Origin of the sequence: Brevibacterium sp. ZH18 (genome assembly GCF_022748595.1) — a bacterium.
In the GTDB taxonomy this organism is placed as follows: Bacteria; Actinomycetota; Actinomycetes; order Actinomycetales; family Brevibacteriaceae; genus Brevibacterium.
In genome coordinates this window covers 1-17850 of the sequence record NZ_JALDSX010000011.1, presented here as the reverse complement: position 1 = coordinate 17850, position 17850 = coordinate 1, and the positions used below count along the sequence as shown (strand labels likewise).

The 17850-nt window shown below is 64.1% G+C and carries 15 protein-coding genes; 8 read left to right on the top strand and 7 right to left on the bottom strand.

Going from position 1 to position 17850, the window contains the following annotated elements; translation table 11 throughout:
• Positions 1-207 precede the first annotated feature (207 nt).
• The 7 genes from MPN20_RS06295 to deoC all read left to right on the top strand — a co-directional run bounded on the left by MPN20_RS06295 (position 208) and on the right by deoC (position 8160).
• Entirely contained in the window at positions 208-1278 is a 1071-nt protein-coding gene (locus MPN20_RS06295; protein ID WP_242780585.1) for a BMP family ABC transporter substrate-binding protein, read from the top strand.
• 74 nt (positions 1279-1352) lie between these two features.
• Positions 1353-2969, top strand: coding sequence for an ABC transporter ATP-binding protein (locus tag MPN20_RS06290; protein WP_242780583.1), 1617 nt, complete (start codon positions 1353-1355; stop codon positions 2967-2969).
• Positions 2966-4198: an ABC transporter permease gene (locus MPN20_RS06285; RefSeq protein WP_242780581.1), complete on the top strand. Its 1233-nt coding sequence runs from the start codon at positions 2966-2968 to the stop codon at positions 4196-4198. The genes MPN20_RS06290 and MPN20_RS06285 overlap by 4 nt, the downstream gene beginning before the upstream one ends.
• A gap of 1 nt (position 4199) precedes the next feature.
• A complete protein-coding gene (locus MPN20_RS06280; RefSeq protein WP_242780579.1) occupies positions 4200-5483 on the top strand; it encodes an ABC transporter permease in 1284 nt (427 codons plus the stop codon).
• 27 nt (positions 5484-5510) lie between these two features.
• On the top strand, positions 5511-6020 hold the full coding sequence (locus MPN20_RS06275; protein WP_278189705.1) for a cytidine deaminase: 510 nt from the start codon (positions 5511-5513) through the stop codon (positions 6018-6020).
• Positions 6021-6119: 99 nt separating this feature from the next.
• The gene (locus tag MPN20_RS06270; RefSeq protein ID WP_242780577.1) at positions 6120-7409 is read left to right on the top strand and encodes a thymidine phosphorylase; all 1290 of its coding nucleotides are present in this window, start codon (positions 6120-6122) and stop codon (positions 7407-7409) included.
• A gap of 97 nt (positions 7410-7506) precedes the next feature.
• On the top strand, positions 7507-8160 hold the full coding sequence (gene deoC, locus MPN20_RS06265; protein WP_242780575.1) for a deoxyribose-phosphate aldolase: 654 nt from the start codon (positions 7507-7509) through the stop codon (positions 8158-8160).
• Between the two features lie 123 nt (positions 8161-8283).
• Here deoC and MPN20_RS06260 read toward each other — a convergent pair whose 3' ends face one another.
• Positions 8284-10116 carry a phospho-sugar mutase gene (locus MPN20_RS06260; protein ID WP_242780573.1) on the bottom strand — a complete coding sequence of 611 codons (1833 nt, stop codon included), beginning with the start codon at positions 10114-10116 and terminating at the stop codon, positions 8284-8286.
• 147 nt (positions 10117-10263) lie between these two features.
• Positions 10264-11073: a purine-nucleoside phosphorylase gene (locus MPN20_RS06255; RefSeq protein ID WP_242780571.1), complete on the bottom strand. Its 810-nt coding sequence runs from the start codon at positions 11071-11073 to the stop codon at positions 10264-10266.
• Between the two features lie 46 nt (positions 11074-11119).
• Here MPN20_RS06255 and MPN20_RS06250 point away from each other — a divergent pair, with 46 nt between their 5' ends.
• Positions 11120-12121, top strand: coding sequence for a GNAT family N-acetyltransferase (locus tag MPN20_RS06250; RefSeq protein ID WP_242780569.1), 1002 nt, complete (start codon positions 11120-11122; stop codon positions 12119-12121).
• Between the two features lie 25 nt (positions 12122-12146).
• Here MPN20_RS06250 and MPN20_RS06245 read toward each other — a convergent pair whose 3' ends face one another.
• From MPN20_RS06245 to MPN20_RS17285, 5 genes are all read right to left on the bottom strand, one after another.
• Entirely contained in the window at positions 12147-16010 is a 3864-nt protein-coding gene (locus MPN20_RS06245) for an FtsK/SpoIIIE domain-containing protein (protein WP_242780568.1), read from the bottom strand.
• Positions 16011-16190: 180 nt separating this feature from the next.
• Positions 16191-16730 (bottom strand): pilus assembly protein TadG-related protein, encoded by a 540-nt coding sequence (locus tag MPN20_RS06240; RefSeq protein ID WP_242780567.1) that lies wholly within the window; start codon positions 16728-16730, stop codon positions 16191-16193.
• Position 16731: 1 nt separating this feature from the next.
• Positions 16732-17223, bottom strand: coding sequence for a hypothetical protein (locus MPN20_RS06235; RefSeq protein WP_242780566.1), 492 nt, complete (start codon positions 17221-17223; stop codon positions 16732-16734).
• The gene (locus MPN20_RS06230; RefSeq protein ID WP_242780565.1) at positions 17216-17659 is read right to left on the bottom strand and encodes a TadE/TadG family type IV pilus assembly protein; all 444 of its coding nucleotides are present in this window, start codon (positions 17657-17659) and stop codon (positions 17216-17218) included. Before MPN20_RS06230 ends, MPN20_RS06235 begins: the two co-directional genes overlap by 8 nt.
• Positions 17656-17778: a hypothetical protein gene (locus MPN20_RS17285; protein WP_278189716.1), complete on the bottom strand. Its 123-nt coding sequence runs from the start codon at positions 17776-17778 to the stop codon at positions 17656-17658. Before MPN20_RS17285 ends, MPN20_RS06230 begins: the two co-directional genes overlap by 4 nt.
• Positions 17779-17850: the final 72 nt, after the last annotated feature.

Below are 17850 nucleotides of genomic sequence, written 5' to 3'. Positions count from 1 at the left end.
TGAAGTTATGTTGCGTTTTCATATCGGTGTCGGAGATTCCGGTGGTACTCGCGCCTGACGCGCGCCTTGAGTGCATTAGACTGACGAAAACTCACCAAAATATGACAGTTCATACAGTGGTTTCACAAGTTCGGCAGAGGCGTATATGGGCCTCGACCGGGTCCATTGTCGGTCACGAGAAGTGTCGGTAACGAGAAAAGAGTAAACGTGAAGAAGCTCGTATCAGCGGTGTCCATCGCCGCCGCATCTGCCCTTGTGCTCTCCGCCTGTGGCTCAGGCGACAGCGGAAGCTCCGAGTCCGCGGACTACATGGCATGCATGGTCTCCGACTCCGGCGGCTGGGACGACCAGTCGTTCAACCAGTCCGGTAAAGAGGGCATGGAAGCCGCGAAGAAGAACCTCGGCATCGAGGAGAAGCTCGCGGAATCTGCAGGCGACTCGGACTTCAAGCCGAACGTCGACAACATGGTCCAGGCCGGATGTAACCTGACCTTCGGCGTCGGATTCCTCCTCGAGGACACGATCCAGGAGGCCGCTGAGGCGAACACCGACCTCAACTTCGCGCTCATCGACTCGACATTCTCCGATGCCGACGGCAACCCCGTCACGGTCGACAACGCCAAGCCCCTCGTCTTCAACACTGCAGAGGCCGCCTACCTCGCGGGCTACGTGGCAGCAGCGACGTCCGAGTCCGGCAAGGTGGGCACCTTCGGCGGTATTCAGATCCCGTCGGTCACGATCTTCATGGACGGCTTCTCCGATGGTGTGAAGAAGTACAACGAGGACAACAAGAAGGACGTCAAGCTCCTCGGCTGGAACAAGGAGAAGCAGGACGGATCATTCTCCGGTGACTTCGAGAACCAGGGCCAGGGTCAGGAACTGACCAAGCAGCTCATCTCCCAGGGTGCCGACGTCATCATGCCGGTCGCCGGTCCCGTCGGCCTCGGTGCCGCCGCTGCCGCGAAGGAAGCCAAGGACGTCAAGCTCGTCTGGGTCGACTCCGACGGCTACGAGTCCACTGAGTACGGCGACATCATCCTCACCTCGGTGGTCAAGGAGATCGCCAATGCGGTCGAGGACACCATCAAGGAGGGCAAGGAAGACAAGTTCTCCGCTGAGCCCTACGTCGGGACCCTCAAGAACGAGGGCGTCGGACTGGCTCCCTTCCACGACTTCGACTCCAAGGTTCCGGACAAGGTGAAGAAGCAGGTCGAGGATCTCAAGCAGCAGATCATCGACGGCAAACTGACCGTGGAATCCGAGAGCACGCCTAAATAAGCGAATAGGTTAAACTGCAGGGCCGATATCTTTCGGCCCTGCAGTTTTCGAATTTGTGAGGAGTACCGGAAGCAGTGAAACTCGAGCTTCGCGGGATGACCAAGGTGTTCGGATCGTTCGTGGCCAATGACCACATCGATCTCACCATCGAGCCGGGCGAGATCCATGCCCTGCTGGGTGAGAACGGCGCCGGTAAATCCACCATGATGAACGTCCTCTATGGACTCTACGACGCCGACGGGGGAGAGATCCTCATCGACGGCAAGCCGGTGAAGTTCTCCGGCCCCGGCGATGCTGTGGCCGCAGGCATCGGCATGGTCCACCAGCACTTCATGCTCGTGCCCGTGTTCACGGTCGCCGAATCGGTGGCGCTGGGATACGAGCCGACGAAGAGTCTGGGACTCCTCGACCTCGCCGAGGCGCGGAAGAAGGTCCGGGACATCTCCTCCCGATTCAACTTCAACATCGACCCTGATGCCCTCATCGAAGATCTGCCTGTTGGTGCTCAGCAGCGGGTCGAGATCATCAAGGCGCTGTCGCGCGATGCGGAGATCCTCATCCTCGATGAGCCCACTGCAGTGCTCACTCCGCAGGAGACCGACGAGCTGATCTCGATCATGCGCCAGCTCAAAGAGCAGGGCACCTCGATCGTCTTCATCACCCACAAACTGCGTGAGGTCCGCGCGATCGCGGACTCCATCACGGTCATCCGCCGCGGCAAGATCGTCGGCGAGGCCTCACCGGAATCCACCGAGGCGGAACTGGCCAGCCAGATGGTCGGCCGCAACGTCTCCCTGACTACCGAGAAGGACACCGCTGATCCCGGCGATGCGACCTTCAAGGTCAGAAATCTCACCGTGGTCGACAAGACCGAGAACGTCGTCGTCGACGATGTCAGCTTCGACCTCCACCGTGGCGAGATCCTCGCCGTCGCCGGTGTGCAGGGCAATGGCCAGACGGAATTGGCCGAAACCATCATCGGACTGACCGAGCCGCGTCTGGGCACGATCACGCTCGACGGCAAGAACCTGGTCGGGCAGTCGGTGAAGAGTCGTCTGGGCTCCGGCATCGGCTTCGTTCCGGAGGATCGATCGACCGACGGCATCATCGCCGAGTTCGCGATCCGCGAGAACATGATCCTCGACGTCTACGACCGTGCGCCGTACGCGAAGGGGCTCAACCTCAAATCGGCCGTCATCACCGAAGCGGCGAAGCGCAAGGTCGACGAGTTCGACATCCGCCTCGGCAGCGTCTTCGACCCGATCGCGACGCTCTCGGGCGGCAACCAGCAGAAGGTCGTGCTCTCGCGCGAGCTCGGCCGTGACCTGCGCCTCTTCATCGCCAGCCAGCCCACCCGCGGCCTCGACGTCGGATCCATCGAATTCGTGCACAAACGCGTGATCGCCGAACGCGATGCCGGCACCCCGTGCCTCATCGTCTCGACCGAACTCGACGAGGTCTACGGCCTCGCCGACCGGATCGCGGTCATGTACTCGGGGCGCATCGTCGGCATCGTCGGCGCTGACACCTCGCGTGAGGCACTCGGTCTGATGATGGCTGGTGTCCCGGCCGAAGAGGCCCTGGCCGCCACCGCGGGACATGACGACGCCGCCACCGCGGGACATGACGACGCCGCCACCGCGGCATCCGAGACGAACTCAGCCACCACCTCGGCGGAGGAAACCAAATGACGACTGACATCTCCCCGGCTGCTCCATCGCCGGCACCACCACCGACCGCCGAGGCGGAACCGGGCAAGGAACAGAACCTGCTGCAGGAGATCCTCTCGGGTTCCTGGCTGGTCTCGGTGCTGGCCATCGTGCTCGCGCTCCTCCTCGGTGGGGTTCTCATCGCGGTGTCGAACGCCGACGTCATCGACGCCGCGAAGAACCTCTTCGCCGCACCCGGTTCGTTCTTCTCGACACTGTTCTCGACAGTCGGTGAGGCATACTCGGCACTGTTCCGCGGCGCCGTCTTCGACTGGGACGCCCGCACCGCTGAACGTTCCATCCGCCCGCTGACCGAATCCATGGTCAACGGCACCCCGCTCATCCTGGCGGGCCTCGGCATCGCCATGGCCTTCCGTTCGGGTCTGTTCAACATCGGCGGTCAGGGCCAGGTCATCCTCGGCGCCACGATCGCCGGTTTCCTCGGTTATGCCCTGCACCTGCCGCCTGTCGTCCACATGCTCATCGCCGCCGTCGGCGGCATCGTCGGCGGTGCGATCTGGGCAGGCATCGCCGGCGTCCTCAAGGCACGCACCGGTGCCAACGAGGTGATCGTGACGATCATGCTCAACTCCATCGCCGGCTACATGCTGGGGTACCTGCTCAAGCAGAACTGGTTCACCCACACCACTTCGGCGAACCCGCAGTCACGGACTATCGACGATTCCTCGCAGATGTTCCTGCTCCTGCCGGCTCCGTTCCGTCTGCACTTTGGCTTCATCATCGCCATCCTCGCGACGATCTTCGTATGGTGGCTGCTCGAGCGCTCGACCATCGGCTTCGAGTTCAAAGCCGTCGGCGCGAACCCGCATGCGGCTCGGACCGCAGGCATCTCGGTGTCGAAGGTGACGATCATCGTCATGGTCGTCGCCGGTGCCCTGGCCGGACTCGGCGGGGCTGCGCAGGTCCTCGGCACCGAATACAAACTCACCGGCGGAATCAGCGGATCGATCGGATTCGACGCGATCACCGTCGCCCTGCTGGGACGCTCGAAGCCACTGGGAACGTTCCTCGCGGGCCTGCTGTTCGGTGCGTTCAAGGCCGGCGGCTACCTCATGCAGTCGCAGACCGGAACCCCGATCGACATCGTCCTCGTCGTCCAGTCCGTGATTGTTCTGCTCATTGCGGCCCCACCGCTGGTGCGGTCCATCTTCCGGTTGCCCACACCGGTGCTCAAGCGGAAGGAGGCCTGACATGACTGCTCAGATCCTTGAAGAGAAATCTGCGTCCCAGTCGAAGGCGCTGGCCCCGATCGTGTGGAAGTTCCCGATCACCTATTCGATCCTGGCCCTCGTCTCGCTCATTTTCTTCGGCATTCTCGGCCGCGACGGTGAGACGACGTTCCGGATCGCGACCGGCGGAGATTTCTTCGCCATCCCCGACGTCGTCGTGTCCTCGACCGTGGCCGGGCTCGTGCTCTCGATCATCCTGGTGATCATGGCTGCGGCCGCGATCTACTTCGCAATCAAGCGGGTCACCCTTGCCGCATGGTTCCCGATGGTCTTCGGCATCCTCTTCGTCGTCTCGTTCCTCGCCTGGGCCGGCGGCGGCAGCGGCGGCGTGATCCCGTTGACGACCCTGCTCGCCGGTGCTCTTGCACTGTCCGTGCCGCTGATCTTCGGTGCCATGTGCGGGCTCGTCGGTGAACGGTCGGGCATCATCAACATCGCCATCGAAGGTCAGCTGCTGGCCGGTGCGTTCCTCGCCGCAGTCGTCGCCTCGGTGGTCAAGAACCCCTACGCGGGACTGCTGGCAGCACCGATCGCCGGTGCCCTCGTGGCCGTCGTCCTGACGTTCTTCGCTGTGAAGTACTGGGTCAACCAGATCATCATCGGCGTCGTCCTCAATGTTCTCGTCGTCGGCCTCACGAGCTTCCTCTACTCCACGGTTCTGACGCAGAACCCCGAGCTGTGGAACGCGCGGCAGAAGCTGCCCAATCTGCCGATCCCACTGCTCTCGGACATCCCGATCCTGGGCCGGGTGCTCTTCGACCAGAACATCCTCGTCTACATCATGTACGTCGTGGTGATCGCTCTGCAGATCTTCGTGTTCCGCTCGAAGTGGGGCCTGCGCATGCGTGCCGTCGGCGAACACCCCAAGGCCGCCGACACCGTGGGCATCAAGGTCAACTTCACCCGCGTGCGCAATACGCTCATGGCTGGTGCCATCGCTGGACTCGGCGGTGCGTTCTTCACCGTCGGCTCAGGCCTGGCCTTCGGCAAAGAGATGTCCGCCGGGCAGGGATACATCGCCCTGGCCGCGATGATCCTCGGCAAATGGAACCCGAAGGGCGCACTGTTGGCAGCGCTGCTGTTCGGCTTCTCGAAGAGTTTGGGCAATACCCTGCAGTCCATCGGCACCCCCGTGGCCAACGAACTGCTGCTCATGCTTCCCTACATCGTCACGGTCCTCGCCGTCGCCGGTTTCGTCGGCCGGGTTCGCCCGCCGGCAGCTGAAGGCGTGCCGTACGTCAAATAGGTCACCATTGAAGAAAGAGGTATCCCCATGACTTCTGCAGATGTCGAAGCCTCTGAACACGTGTGGAGTGAGGAACCGATCCCCGTCTCGGTCGATGACCTGAGCGAGGACACCTGGTCGCTTCTGCGCGACGAGGCCCTGCGCGCGATGAGCCAGGCATACGCCCCGTATTCGTCCTACCCGGTGGGTGCAGCCGCGCTCGTCGACGATGGACGGATCGTCAGCGGTGCCAATATCGAGAATGCCTCGTTCGGAGTCACGCTGTGTGCCGAGTGCTCACTGGTCTCCGATCTGTTCATGTCCGGTGGAGGACGCCTCGTCGCGTTCGACTGCGTGGACGGGAAGGGTGCGACCCTGGCGCCCTGCGGTCGGTGCCGCCAACTGCTGTTCGAACACGGCGGCAACGACATGGTCCTCAACATGCCCAACGGCAGAGTTCCCATGTCCGTCGTGCTCCCCGAGGCCTTCGGTCCCGCTCATCTGCGGGTCGAAGCCCAGACCGAGGGTTCCGGTTCGCACAGCGCAGCGAAGCACTGAACCCGATATCGCCGAGGTGGCACTGCGATCCCAGCACCACCTCGGCGATCGACCGCGGCCGGGAGTCCGGCCGCATCCGAAGAACGAAGGACTGACACTGTGACCATAGAGGCATTCGACGCCGTCGACGTCATCGCAGCCAAACGCGATGGCCACACCTTGAGCAAGGACCAGATCGACTGGGTGATCGACGCCTATACCCGTGGTGTCGTCGCCGATGAGCAGATGGCGGCCCTGGCCATGGCCATCTTCATCAACGACATGGAACCGGGTGAGATCGCGGACTGGACGCAGGCGATGATCGCCTCGGGTGAGCGGATGGACTTCTCCTCGTTGTCACGGCCGACCTCGGACAAGCATTCGACAGGGGGAGTCGGTGACAAGATCACCCTGCCTCTGGCCCCGCTGGTGGCAGTCTTCGATGTCGCCGTCCCGCAGCTCTCCGGACGCGGCCTTGGTCATACGGGTGGCACCCTCGACAAGCTCGAATCCATTCCCGGTTGGCAGGCCGGTCTGAGCAACGAGGCGATCCTCGACCAGCTCGAGGACCTCGGTGCTGTCATCTGCGCTGCCGGGTCCGGCTTGGCACCGGCGGACAAGAAGCTCTACGCACTGCGCGACACCACGTCGACGGTGGACTGCATCCCGCTCATCGCCTCCTCGATCATGTCGAAGAAGATCGCTGAGGGCACTCAGGGACTTGTCCTCGACGTCAAGGTCGGATCGGGTGCGTTCATGAAAGACCTGTCCAAGGCGCAGAAGCTCGCCAGGACCATGGTCGATCTGGGCAAGGCGGCCGGGGTCAAGACCTCAGCTCTGCTCACCGACATGTCGACCCCGCTGGGGCTCACGGTCGGCAACGCACTCGAGGTCCGCGAATCCGTGGACGTGCTTGCCGGAGGAGGCCCCTCCGACGTCGTCGATTTGACGGTGGCCTTGGCTGAGGAGATGCTGCGCCTGGCCGGCAAGACCGACGTCGATGTGCGCGCGGCCCTGTCCGATGGTCGGGCGATGGATGTGTGGAAGAAGATGATCCGGGCCCAGAACGGTGATCCGGAGGCGGCTCTGCCCGTGGCAGAACACACCGAGGTCGTCACCGCGCCTGCGTCCGGGGTTCTCAGCCGACTCGATGCCCTGTCCGTCGGAGTTGCGTCCTGGCGCCTGGGTGCCGGACGGGCCCGCAAGGAGGACCCGGTCCAGGACGTGGCCGGGATCGAACTCCACGCCAAACCGGGAGACACTGTCAGCGCCGGCCAACCCCTGATGACGCTGCACACGGCCACCCCGGAACGCTTCGCCCGGGCCCTCGAATCTCTTGAGGACGCCGTCGAGATCGGTGGCAGCCTCGGCGCTGTTGCGGATTCGATCGTGCTCGAGAAGATCACCTGAGCCCAACGCTTCTCACCGGTGCAGCGTCCCGATCACAGGCGTAGCACGAACCACCTGAGCACTCACAAACACAGCACGAACCACACTGGAGGACACCATGACCAGCAGAGCCGAAGTCGCAGCACTCATCGACCACACGCTACTCAAGCCTGAAGCCACACCAGCCGATGTCGAGGCTCTTGTGAAGGAAGCCAAGGACCTCGGCGTGCTCGCCGTCTGCGTCTCGCCGTCGATGCTTCCCGTTGCCGATACCGCCGAGCTCCTCGTCGCCACAGTGGTCGGTTTCCCCAGCGGTCAGGTCAAGCCCGAAATCAAGGCCGCCGAGGCCGCTCAGGCAGTCGCCGACGGCGCCGATGAAGTCGACATGGTCATCAACATCGGTCAGGCCATCGCCGGTGACTTCGACGCGCTGGAGGCCGACATTCGCGGCGTCGTCGACGCCAGCGGATCAGCCCTGGTCAAGGTCATCATCGAGTCGGCTGCGCTGAGCGACGAGCAGATCGTCGAAGCCTGCCGCCGTGCCGAGGCCGCCGGGGCCGGCTTCGTCAAGACCTCCACCGGCTTCCACCCCGCAGGCGGAGCCAGCGCACACGCTGTCTCTCTCATGCGCAAGACCGTCGGGGACCGCCTCGGCGTCAAAGCCTCCGGTGGAATCCGTACCGTCGAAGCTGCCGAAGAGATGATTGCCGCCGGCGCCTCACGCCTCGGGCTCTCCGGTTCCGCTGGGATCCTCGCCGGTCTCTCGGACTGAGGCTTGCAGTAAGTTCAGGGCTCGGTCTGTGTTTCAGCGCTCGGTTTCAAAACCCGAGCCCTGAAACACAGACCGAGCCCTTTCTCACGCGCACACGTGGTCAGAGGCCGCGTACACGAAATCTCAGAGGCCGAAGAAGTCCTTGAGCTCGGAGCTGATCGAGGTCAGTCGCTCCTTGAGCGCAGGAGCCAGCGACGCACTCGCCGAGGTTGTGGTGAGGCTGATCCCGGCAGCGGCGACTGCTCGCTGGTCGGCGGCAGCTGCTGCGGCTATACCCTCCGGGTCGGCGACGACCTCGAGATAGCACTTGAGCTTCGGCTCCGTTCCCGAAGGACGCACGATCACACGGGTGTTCGACTCCGAAAGCAGCAGAATCCCGTCCGTCGGGGGCAGGCCCTCATACCCCTGGGACAGGTCATGGACTTCAGCGACAGGAGAGCCAGCCAGAGTCATCGGTGGGTTCTCCCGCAGCTTCGCCATCGCCGAAGCAATGAGACTGACGTCCTCGAGGCGGAAGCTCAGCGGTGCGGTTGCGAAGTATCCGTCGCGGTTGCGGATCCGGTCGAGTTCGGCGTCGATGCTCGAACCCGATTCCTTGAGGCGTGAGGCCAGAGCCGCGAAGGTCACAGCTGCTGAGATTCCGTCCTTGTCTCGGACCGCCGCGGGATCGACACAGTAACCCAGCGCCTCTTCGTAGCCGAAGACGAGGCCGGGCACTCGCGAGATCCACTTGAACCCCGTGAGCGTGTTCGTCGCCGTGAACCCATGACTGCGGGCAGCAGCGGCCAAACCTCGCGAAGAGACGATCGAGTTCGCGAACACCGGCGAGACGCCGCCAGCGTGGTCCGTGTGATGGTCACCCTGCGCCAGACGGGTCGCGATGTCTTCGCCGAGGAGAAGACCCACCTCGTCGCCGGACAGCTGCCGATAGCCTGCAGCGAGTGAGGAGTCAGGGATCGCTGCGGAGAACCGATCAGCGTCCGGGTCGTTGGCGATGATGAGTTCTGCACCGACCTCCCGGGCCAGTGCATACGACTCGTCGAGAGCTCCGGCCTCTTCGGGGTTGGGAAACGCCACGGTCGGAAAGTCCGGATCAGGTGCCTGTTGGGAGGGGACAGGGTGGAGGTTCGTGAAACCGGTGCGGGCCAGTGCCGCCTCGGCGACGGAGGCTCCGACACCGTGCAGGGAGGTGAGCACAATGGACAGGTCGGCACTCGAGGACACGTTGAGTGCATCGATGCGCTCAAGGTAGGTCTCGACGATGGTGTCGTCGAGGCATTCCCACCCGGATTCGGCACGCGAGACGGAGGCCACGGATTCGACGGCAGCGATCTGCTCGGCGATGAGAGCGTCGGCAGGGCTGACGATCTGGGCACCGGCCCCCGCCTCGGCGGCAGCAGGATCGGACTCGATCGCCAACAGCGGACGCTTGCCGAGGTAGACCTTGTAGCCGTTGTCGGCCGGCGGGTTGTGGGACGCGGTGACCATGACGCCGGCGTCGGCCTGCAAGTGCGACAGTGCGAACGCGAGCAAGGGGGTGGGCAGCTGATCGGGCAGTTGGATAGCTGTTCCGCCGGCCGCCGTGACGACAGCTGCGGTATCACGCGCGAAGTCAGAGGACTTGTAGCGGGCGTCGCAGCCGATGACGACCGTGAAACCCTCGCCAACTGTGTCGAGGAGGAAGCGGGAGAGCCCGGCCGCGGCACGGATGACGACGGCACGGTTCATCCGGTTGGGTCCGGCAGCGATCTCTCCGCGCAGTCCGGCGGTGCCGAAAGTCAGGGGGCCGGCGAATCGGTCCTTAAGGTCGGCTCGCGCCGCTTCGTCGCCATCTTTCGCCGCGGCCAGGATGTTGGCCAAGGTGGTCGCGGTCTGCTGATCGGGATCATCGGCGATCCACGCCTCGACGACGGCGGCGTCGAAGCCGTTGGTGAAGCGATCGGCTACTTCGGTCATGTCTGTCCTTGTCCAGTGCTGCTGGGGTGTGGGAATTCGGTCGGTGAGACGCGTGCTGTCGATGAGGAGTGCGCCGCCTCAAAGGGGCCTGGGCTGGTCGGTCCGATCTCTCAGTACCGACCAGCCCTACGAGGTATTGCTAGTTGCTCAGAGCTTCGCGACGATGTCGGCGAGCAGCTGGGAGATGCGCGGGGCGGCTGCGACCCCGGCTTCGATGACCTCGGCGTGGGAGAGTGGGGTCTCCTGGATTCCGGCGGCCAGGTTGGTCACGAGGGAGATTCCCATGAGCTCCATGCCGGCCTGTCGGGCGGCGATGGCCTCCAGCGTGGTCGACATCCCGACGAGGTCGGCGCCAAGGACACCGGCCATGCGCACTTCGGCGGGGGTCTCGTAGTGGGGTCCGCGGAACTGGGCGTAGACGCCTTCGTCGAGAGTCGGGTCGATCTCTTTGGCGATGGCGCGCATGCGCGGCGAGTACAGGTCGGTGAGGTCGACGAAGTTCGCGCCCTCGATGGGGGAGGTGTCGGTGAGGTTGATGTGATCGGAGATCAGCACCGGGGTGCCCGCGGCCCAGTTGCGGTTGAGTCCGCCGCAGCCGTTGGTGAGCACGAGGTTCTGACATCCGGCGGCAGCGGCGGCGCGGACGCCGTGAGCCACGGCACGCACGCCCTTGCCTTCGTAGTAGTGGGTGCGCGATCCGAGGACGAGGGCATGCTTGCCGCTGGCTTCGATCCGGATCGTGCGCAGGGTGGCACCGTGGCCCTCGACGGCGGGGGCATGGAAACCGGGGACCTCGGCGGCGGAGATCTCGCTGATCGTCTCGCCCAGGAGTTCGGCGGCGCCGCCCCATCCTGAACCGAGAACGAGAGCAATGTCATGGGCATCGATTCCGGCCTTGGCGTTGATGGTCGTGGCCGCAGCGCGCGCGGCGGCGGTAGGATCGCTTAAGTCAGTCATGACGCCAAGATTATCAAGTTCTCGAGCTGTCCAAGGAGCGAACACCATGCCGATCAGAGAGCTGACCGACGGCGACGATCTGCGCCTGAACGAGGTGTTCGCCGACGCCGAGTCGCCGGCGGCCCACATGGCCAGGTCCCTCTTCCGCCCATCCTCGGATTCGCCGCTGCTCAAGTCCGTCATCGCCGAGGTGGTCCCCGGGGTTCCCGTCGGCGCCGCCGTCATCGCTGAATCCCCGCTTCACCCCTACCGGGCGTGGGTCCACGTCGAGGTGGCGAAGGAGGAGCAGGGACACGGGCAGGGCCGAGAACTCTTCGAAGCCGCGTGTGCCGACACGGTCGGCACAGCGCTCGAAGGTCTCGACCTGCGGGCCCGTGTGCAGGCAGGCAGTGCAGGTGAGGGCTTCGCCCAAGCACTCGGGTTCTCTCCGCTGACGACGACGAGAGTCATCAAGGTCGGAGCCGGAGCGCTCCCGCCCAGCGGCGGCGGTCGCGCCGAAGACCTCGATATCGTCGCCACTGGTTCGGTGAAGCTGACGAAGGCGTTCCTCGCCTGGTACACAGCCGTGAACAAGGATGATGCGGTGGGGCCACTGACCATCGGCCAGGTCAACAACGCGTTCCTCTCCGAGGCCGCCGGCGCCCATGGTGCCGCACTGCTCAACGGAGAAGCAGGCTCTGCCGATGATGGCGGACTCAGCGCTTTCGCCGTGTCCTATGCCCGGGAAGCCGACCAGGCGGGTGTCGAGATCACTGATGCGAAGCCTGCCGCCGGTGAGGAAGAAAAAGCGCCTACCGAACTCATCCTCGGCTCGATGTTCGAGACCCGTGAGGAAGCACCTGAAGCCACGAGCGAACTCTTTGCGGCGGCCGTCGCCGACGCTGAGCTGCTTCTGGCCCGGCTCTCAGTCGATGCTGACGTCGTCCTCGAGGTCACGAGTGGCATGCCGGTGATCTCAGCACTGGCCGATCGCCTGCTCGAAACCGGCACGGCCACCGAGCTCTACCGCTATGAGACTCTCACAGGACCTCCTGCCGATACGCACTGATGTGTGTACCTGGTCGCGTGAACTGTCAGTGACTCTGGCTGGTGAAGGCACTGTCCCCACGAGGGATCGCGTCAGCCTCTGCGGGGAAGATTCGCACTGCTCGCGTCCGCTGCTCGGTGACGAACCAGGCGACTCCGGCATCTCCGTCGAGAGGCGGCAGCCGGAGGAGCCCCAGATTGCTGAGATCCTGTCGGCTGTGGGCTCCGAGGATCAGCATCGGTCCCACGCCCTGTGCCTTCGCCAGTGGTGATCCGTAGCCCGGAGTGAAGCGCATCGGAATCGTCACGACATGGACCCTTCCGTCGAGAAGATCTATGTCGTCGGGATTCACCGCAAGATGCGCATCGTCATGGGTGGTACAGGTGGACCGCAGCAGTCGTGTCAGAGTGGTTTTTCCGCTTTGCGACGATCCGCGCACGGTGAGCACCGGACCGTCACGAACCGGATTCCAGGCAACGACTTCACCGAACGGGTCGACTCCGAGGGGGATCGCCGTGTCGGTGGAAGACGGCCGAGTCGGCAGCAGTCGCTCTCCGAGGCCATGCCACCTCGGCTCGAATCCCGGATCTGATCCTTCGATTCCGGAGAGGCAGACATCCTTCGAACTGGGAGGCCCAGAAACAGGAGAGCCGAAACGAGGAGCCCCTGGCCCAGGAGAGCAGGAACTGGCAACGTGAGACCGAGCGCCGTGCCCGCGAACGGGTTCCTGTCGCTGTGGAATGAGCTGAACATCTGCGCCGTCGCTTCCGGCGTCCTGAGCGCTCGGACCCAGCAGGACTGCTCTGTACTCGGGCCAGGTGCCGACGAAGCGCTGCCGCGACAATCCGACGGTCAGACCATCTCCGCCAGCGGCCGGAGGGAAGATGATCTGAGTTCGGAAATCCGCGCTGGTACTCGTGGCGGTTCTGCACCCGGCCAGCAGGAATGTCAGTCCCAATCCGGCCCCGTGTTTGAGCAGCTGCTCCGCTGCGGCAGCCTGATGATGGTCCATGGAGTCGATGAACTCGCTCCAATTTCCGCAGACGACGAGGGTAGGCACGTCCTCGCTGTGGTCGTCGGCGGCGGCGTCGGCGCGGTGCCGGCTGAGATGGTCGAGAATCGCGTGGAGTTTCCATCCGGTTTCCATGCCGGAGCTGATTTCCGCTCGATCCAGGTTCGTGGCAATCCTGCCCAGGGCAACGATGCGGTGGGTTCTGGCTGCGCTGGCCGACATGCGGGCCAGTACCGATGTGACGGTCGACGAGCCGCGGCCGACGATGAGACACGAACCGTCGACGACCGGCGTATACGACCACTCGTGCTGGCTCTGGTGACTCGGTATGTCGACGATGCCGGTGGTCCAACGGTCAGCCAGCACTGATCCGTCCAGCACTGATCCGTCCAGCGCGTTGCCCCCGGTGACTGCGGTGGACTCAGTGAGAACAGTGGCCTCGACCAGTTCGGTGAGAGTCGGCAGTGCTGGGAGGACGACGGGGTGCCGCGAGGGTGGTGGGCTCGGAGCTCCGTCGGTGGCGAGGGCTGCCGCCTGTCTGAGGCAGTCGACTCGGACTCCGTTGACTTCGGAACGGGTAGGCAGTCCCTGTCCGCGGTTCCAGGGTCGGAGTCGCGGGCGATGGACAGCCTCGGCGGGTGGACGGGCTGCGAACGGAACGGCGACGCGGAACTGCATGATCGACGATCCGGAGTCGAGGCAGGCCGCTCCGGGCTTATCCGGAGGAAGTCTGGCAGCATCGTCGACGCCGATGACGTCGAAGGAATCAGCGTCGTCGCGTACGCGCAGGCACATGCGGATGTTGATGTTGGCCTTCATATGACCGGTCACGACGCCTAACGGACGTTGAGTCGCAAGGATCAGGTGGACGCCCAGAGACCGTCCCAGTGCGGTGAGATGCTCGAGGAGTTCTGCGGCCTTGGGGTGAGTGGCCATGAGCGCGTGGAATTCGTCGATGACGACGACCAGCCTCGGCGGTGGATCGGACAGGCTGAGGACATCGGAGCAACCGTGGTCGGCCAGGAGCCGTTCTCGGCGTGTGATCTCGGCGCGGACGGAGACCAATGCTCGAAAGGCTGCGGCGGAGTCGAAATCGTCGAGGACGCAGTCGGTGTGCGGCAAGTCTTCAAGCGGAGCGAATGTCGCCCCACCTTTGAAGTCGATGAGGACGAACGTCAGCCGCCGAGGTGGGTGTTCCAAAGCCATCGCCAGCAGCCAAGCCTGAAGGAGGATCGATTTCCCACTGCCTGTCGTGCCTGCGACAAGGGCGTGTGGACCGTCGCTGAAGAGGTCGATGCCAACATTGCCATCGAGTCCGCGACCGATGAGCACGGGTCCCGAGCTCGGCCTCTCCCAACGGCTTGAAATCGCCTGAGGACCGTCATCGTAGAGATCGCCGAGGCCGTGGTCGGGCAGTCGTTCGAGCCCGACTTCATTCGTGTGTCGACGTTCAAGAGTGAGGAAGCGCCCCGGTGGCATGAGAGACGCAATCAATGATCTTCCGGGTACCGGGCCACCCTCCGTGGTCGACGAATCAGTCGTGCGGGCGTGGGCCAGGCTGCCGAGCGCGAGCGAGATCTCGGCCGTTGCAGCGGGTGCCTCCAAACGGAGGACCGCCTCGTCGCCAGTGGTGCTCAGGTGGATTCCGATCAATGCATCCGGGTGTGCTTCAGGTGGTAGGCGAGCGGAGGACGGAGACAGAGCCTGATTGTCGGCGACCGTGAAGCCAGCGTCGAAACGGGTGCCCTGAAGTTCGGGCAGTTCGAGGATCCCTGAGGATGGAGACCAGCGGTATGCGCGGTAGATCAGCCACGACAGGGCCATGCGTCGCAGTTGGTCGTATTCGCCTGTGACGGTCACGGATGTCGTCAGGGGGTCGATGCGGATCGGCACATCGTCGATGATGACGCAGCCCTCGAGCTGGTCGGCGCTGTCGAAGAGCACCTCGGCGATGGTGATGTGGCTGAGGACCGCGCCGAATCCGAGGCACAGTCCAGAACCTGTCTGGAGCGTCTTCCTGTGATCGGCCAGCCGTGATGCCAGCTCCGCGCGGGCGCGGTCGCTGGCTGCCTGACGGTCGATGACGCATTGGTGAGAGTCCCGGGCGAACCGTCGTTTCTCCATGGCATAGGCGATGTATCCGGAGACTGGAGCGGACACGCTGAAGAGGAGGAACCACCACATTCCGGTGACGAGGGCGAGGACTGCGCCGATCCCGATGGGGATGAGGAACGCCCACCATTGTGGAGGCTTGGCAGGGCGAGGGTCGTCGACCGCAGTCGGAGCCACATGGATGGGATCTCGGTGCCGGTGCGGCCGATGTCGGTTCAGTCGCGCGGGGGCTCCGGTCCGCAGTGCCTGTCCGGTTCCAGAAGACAGTCCTGACCGAGGGAATTGTTCGACATGCGCATCGCTGGGCAGGCTCGGGGAGAAGACTGTCGTTCCCAGATGAGCGAACGACTGCCGTCGGGCAGGAGCGAGTTCGAGGTCGGCAGGCTGTCGGGACATGCACGGGTCGACGATGATCAGACTGCCCGGCGAGGCGACTCGGCTGAGCTGCGGCGAATGAGGATCGATGTCGATGGCGAATCCGGAGTCGGGCCCCGCCAGAACCCAGATTGGGGCGGAACCTGATCCGCGGTGGAGGGCATGAGCGCCGAGCACTGTTACAGGATTGAGGGACTGCCACTGTCCCCACGTCATTGTCAGAAGCGCCGATTCCGGATCGTTCGTGTTCTCCGGCAGTCGATTGTCGGTGAGCAGATCGGCTGTGCTCAGGATGGGGCCGAATACTGTCCGGAGGACAGCGAGTGCGAGTTGGTCCGAATCCGCTTCCAGGACATCGGTGCGGATGGCGGCATTGGCGTCGATTCTGTGCACCAGGCCGAACGTCTTCATACCGCTAGGTTCGTCGGATCGCTCGGGCTCGGCAAGAGCCGAGAAATTCCCTGTGGACAGAGGTTCTGGATCCACAGCTTTTTGAGCACGAGTCTGCGGGGCCGTCCACAGAGGAACACGTTCGAGTGAGTCACGTACTCGGGCGCAGTCGACCCGTCTGACTCTGATCTGGTGATTGCTCTAGTTGATGCGCAGCGAGCCACGCGCATAAGCAGTGGCGTGGAGTTCAAGCAGGTCGGGAACGAATGGGGACAGCAGAGAGGGTGTATACCCGGCGCGCAGTCGGATGACGACCGAATGCTCCCCGTCCACGTCGGCGTTGAGGCGGACATTATGCAGTCCCTGAGGAGTTGGCACCGCAGCGACGTAGCGGCCGGCGGCGCGCTTGGCCGCGGGAGGCGAGAAGACAAGACCTGGCTCGCCGCCGGGGGCCGGCTCGAAGGAATCAGAGGCCGCGAGCGCCGCCGAGTCAGCCACGCTCTGGAGTTCACGTCTGGCCATGTGCAGATCGGTCAGCGCAGCCACGAGGAATGCCAGAAGCAGCGCGATGACGACGAATCCGATCGCCAGCGGGGTGATGGAGCCCTCATCCTCGGGGGCTCTCTCGACTTCGACAGTTCTCTCCACCTTGGTGGGACCCTCGTTCGCAGCAGGTCCGAGCTCGTCAGTGCCCTGGTGTGCGGGAACCGAGGTGAGAATACAGCGACGGCAACGTGCCATCTCAGCCTCTGCCCGTCACGGCGACAACATCGGAATGCGTGGCGCGGAGAGTGATGTGCGGAGAATTCTTGGTTCCGAACAGGAGCGGAAAGCCCGGGAGAGACACCTTCGTCTCGACGCGGGCAGTGATGAGGGACCCCGACCGTCCACAGGGCCCTGAACACGAGTAGTCGATCGTGACAGGGACGTCGGAGAGGCCGAAGTCGGTGAAATGCATGTCCGCGACGTCGCGTGCTCGACGCTCGGACGGGTTGGCGTCACGGGCGGCGATGCGTGATGCAGATATCGCCGTCGACGTGGTGGCGTAGCTGGCTGCTTGGAGCTGGGAGATCGCGAGCATGAGGTAGACGACGGGAATGAGGAGGACGATCGAGGCGAAGATGAACTCGATGACGGCGGTCCCGGAATCGGGTCCGGCGCACTGATCATCTCCAGCACCAGCCTCGGCGCTCGCCTCGGGTTCAAGGTTCGGCTCAGAACGGTCATCAGTCACGGTCGACGTCCTCGGCGATCGATCGACCGCGCAGGTCCCACACCTCGGCGGGGCCCCAGAGCCCGATGACCGGAAGTGGCGTTCGCACGCGGACCTCCACGACCTCAACCTGACCGTGCTGTGTCGTCGACACGCTCACGGACTCGGCATAGCGGGCGCCTACCGACACAGTGATGAGCTCGGCGGCCAGGCGTTGGCCGTCCTTCGCGGTCTGATCGGCGAGGCTGGCCTGACGGGCTCCGGCGATGGCCGAGTCGATGACCGTATTCCTGACGTGGATGACCAGTCCGATCTGCAGGGCTCCAGCGAGGACGAGTGCGAGCAGTGATGCGATGAGCGCGAACTCGGCGATCGCGGAACCGGCGTCGGCCCCGTCGGTCGGCGTTGTCGACCGAACCTTGGAGACCGGCTTGGAACCGATCGGTGTCGAACTCACCCCGCGCCCCGGACCTTGTTCATGGCGTCCTGGAACATGGAGGTGAAGGCTTCACCCGCCAGGGCCCACAGCGCGACGACCAATCCGGCGGTCATCAGGGTGACCGACTGAGCGCACACCCTACTCCCAGATGGGAACAACACTGACTTTCGACTTCGGTCGTTGCGGTTTCACCACCACATGCTTCACAA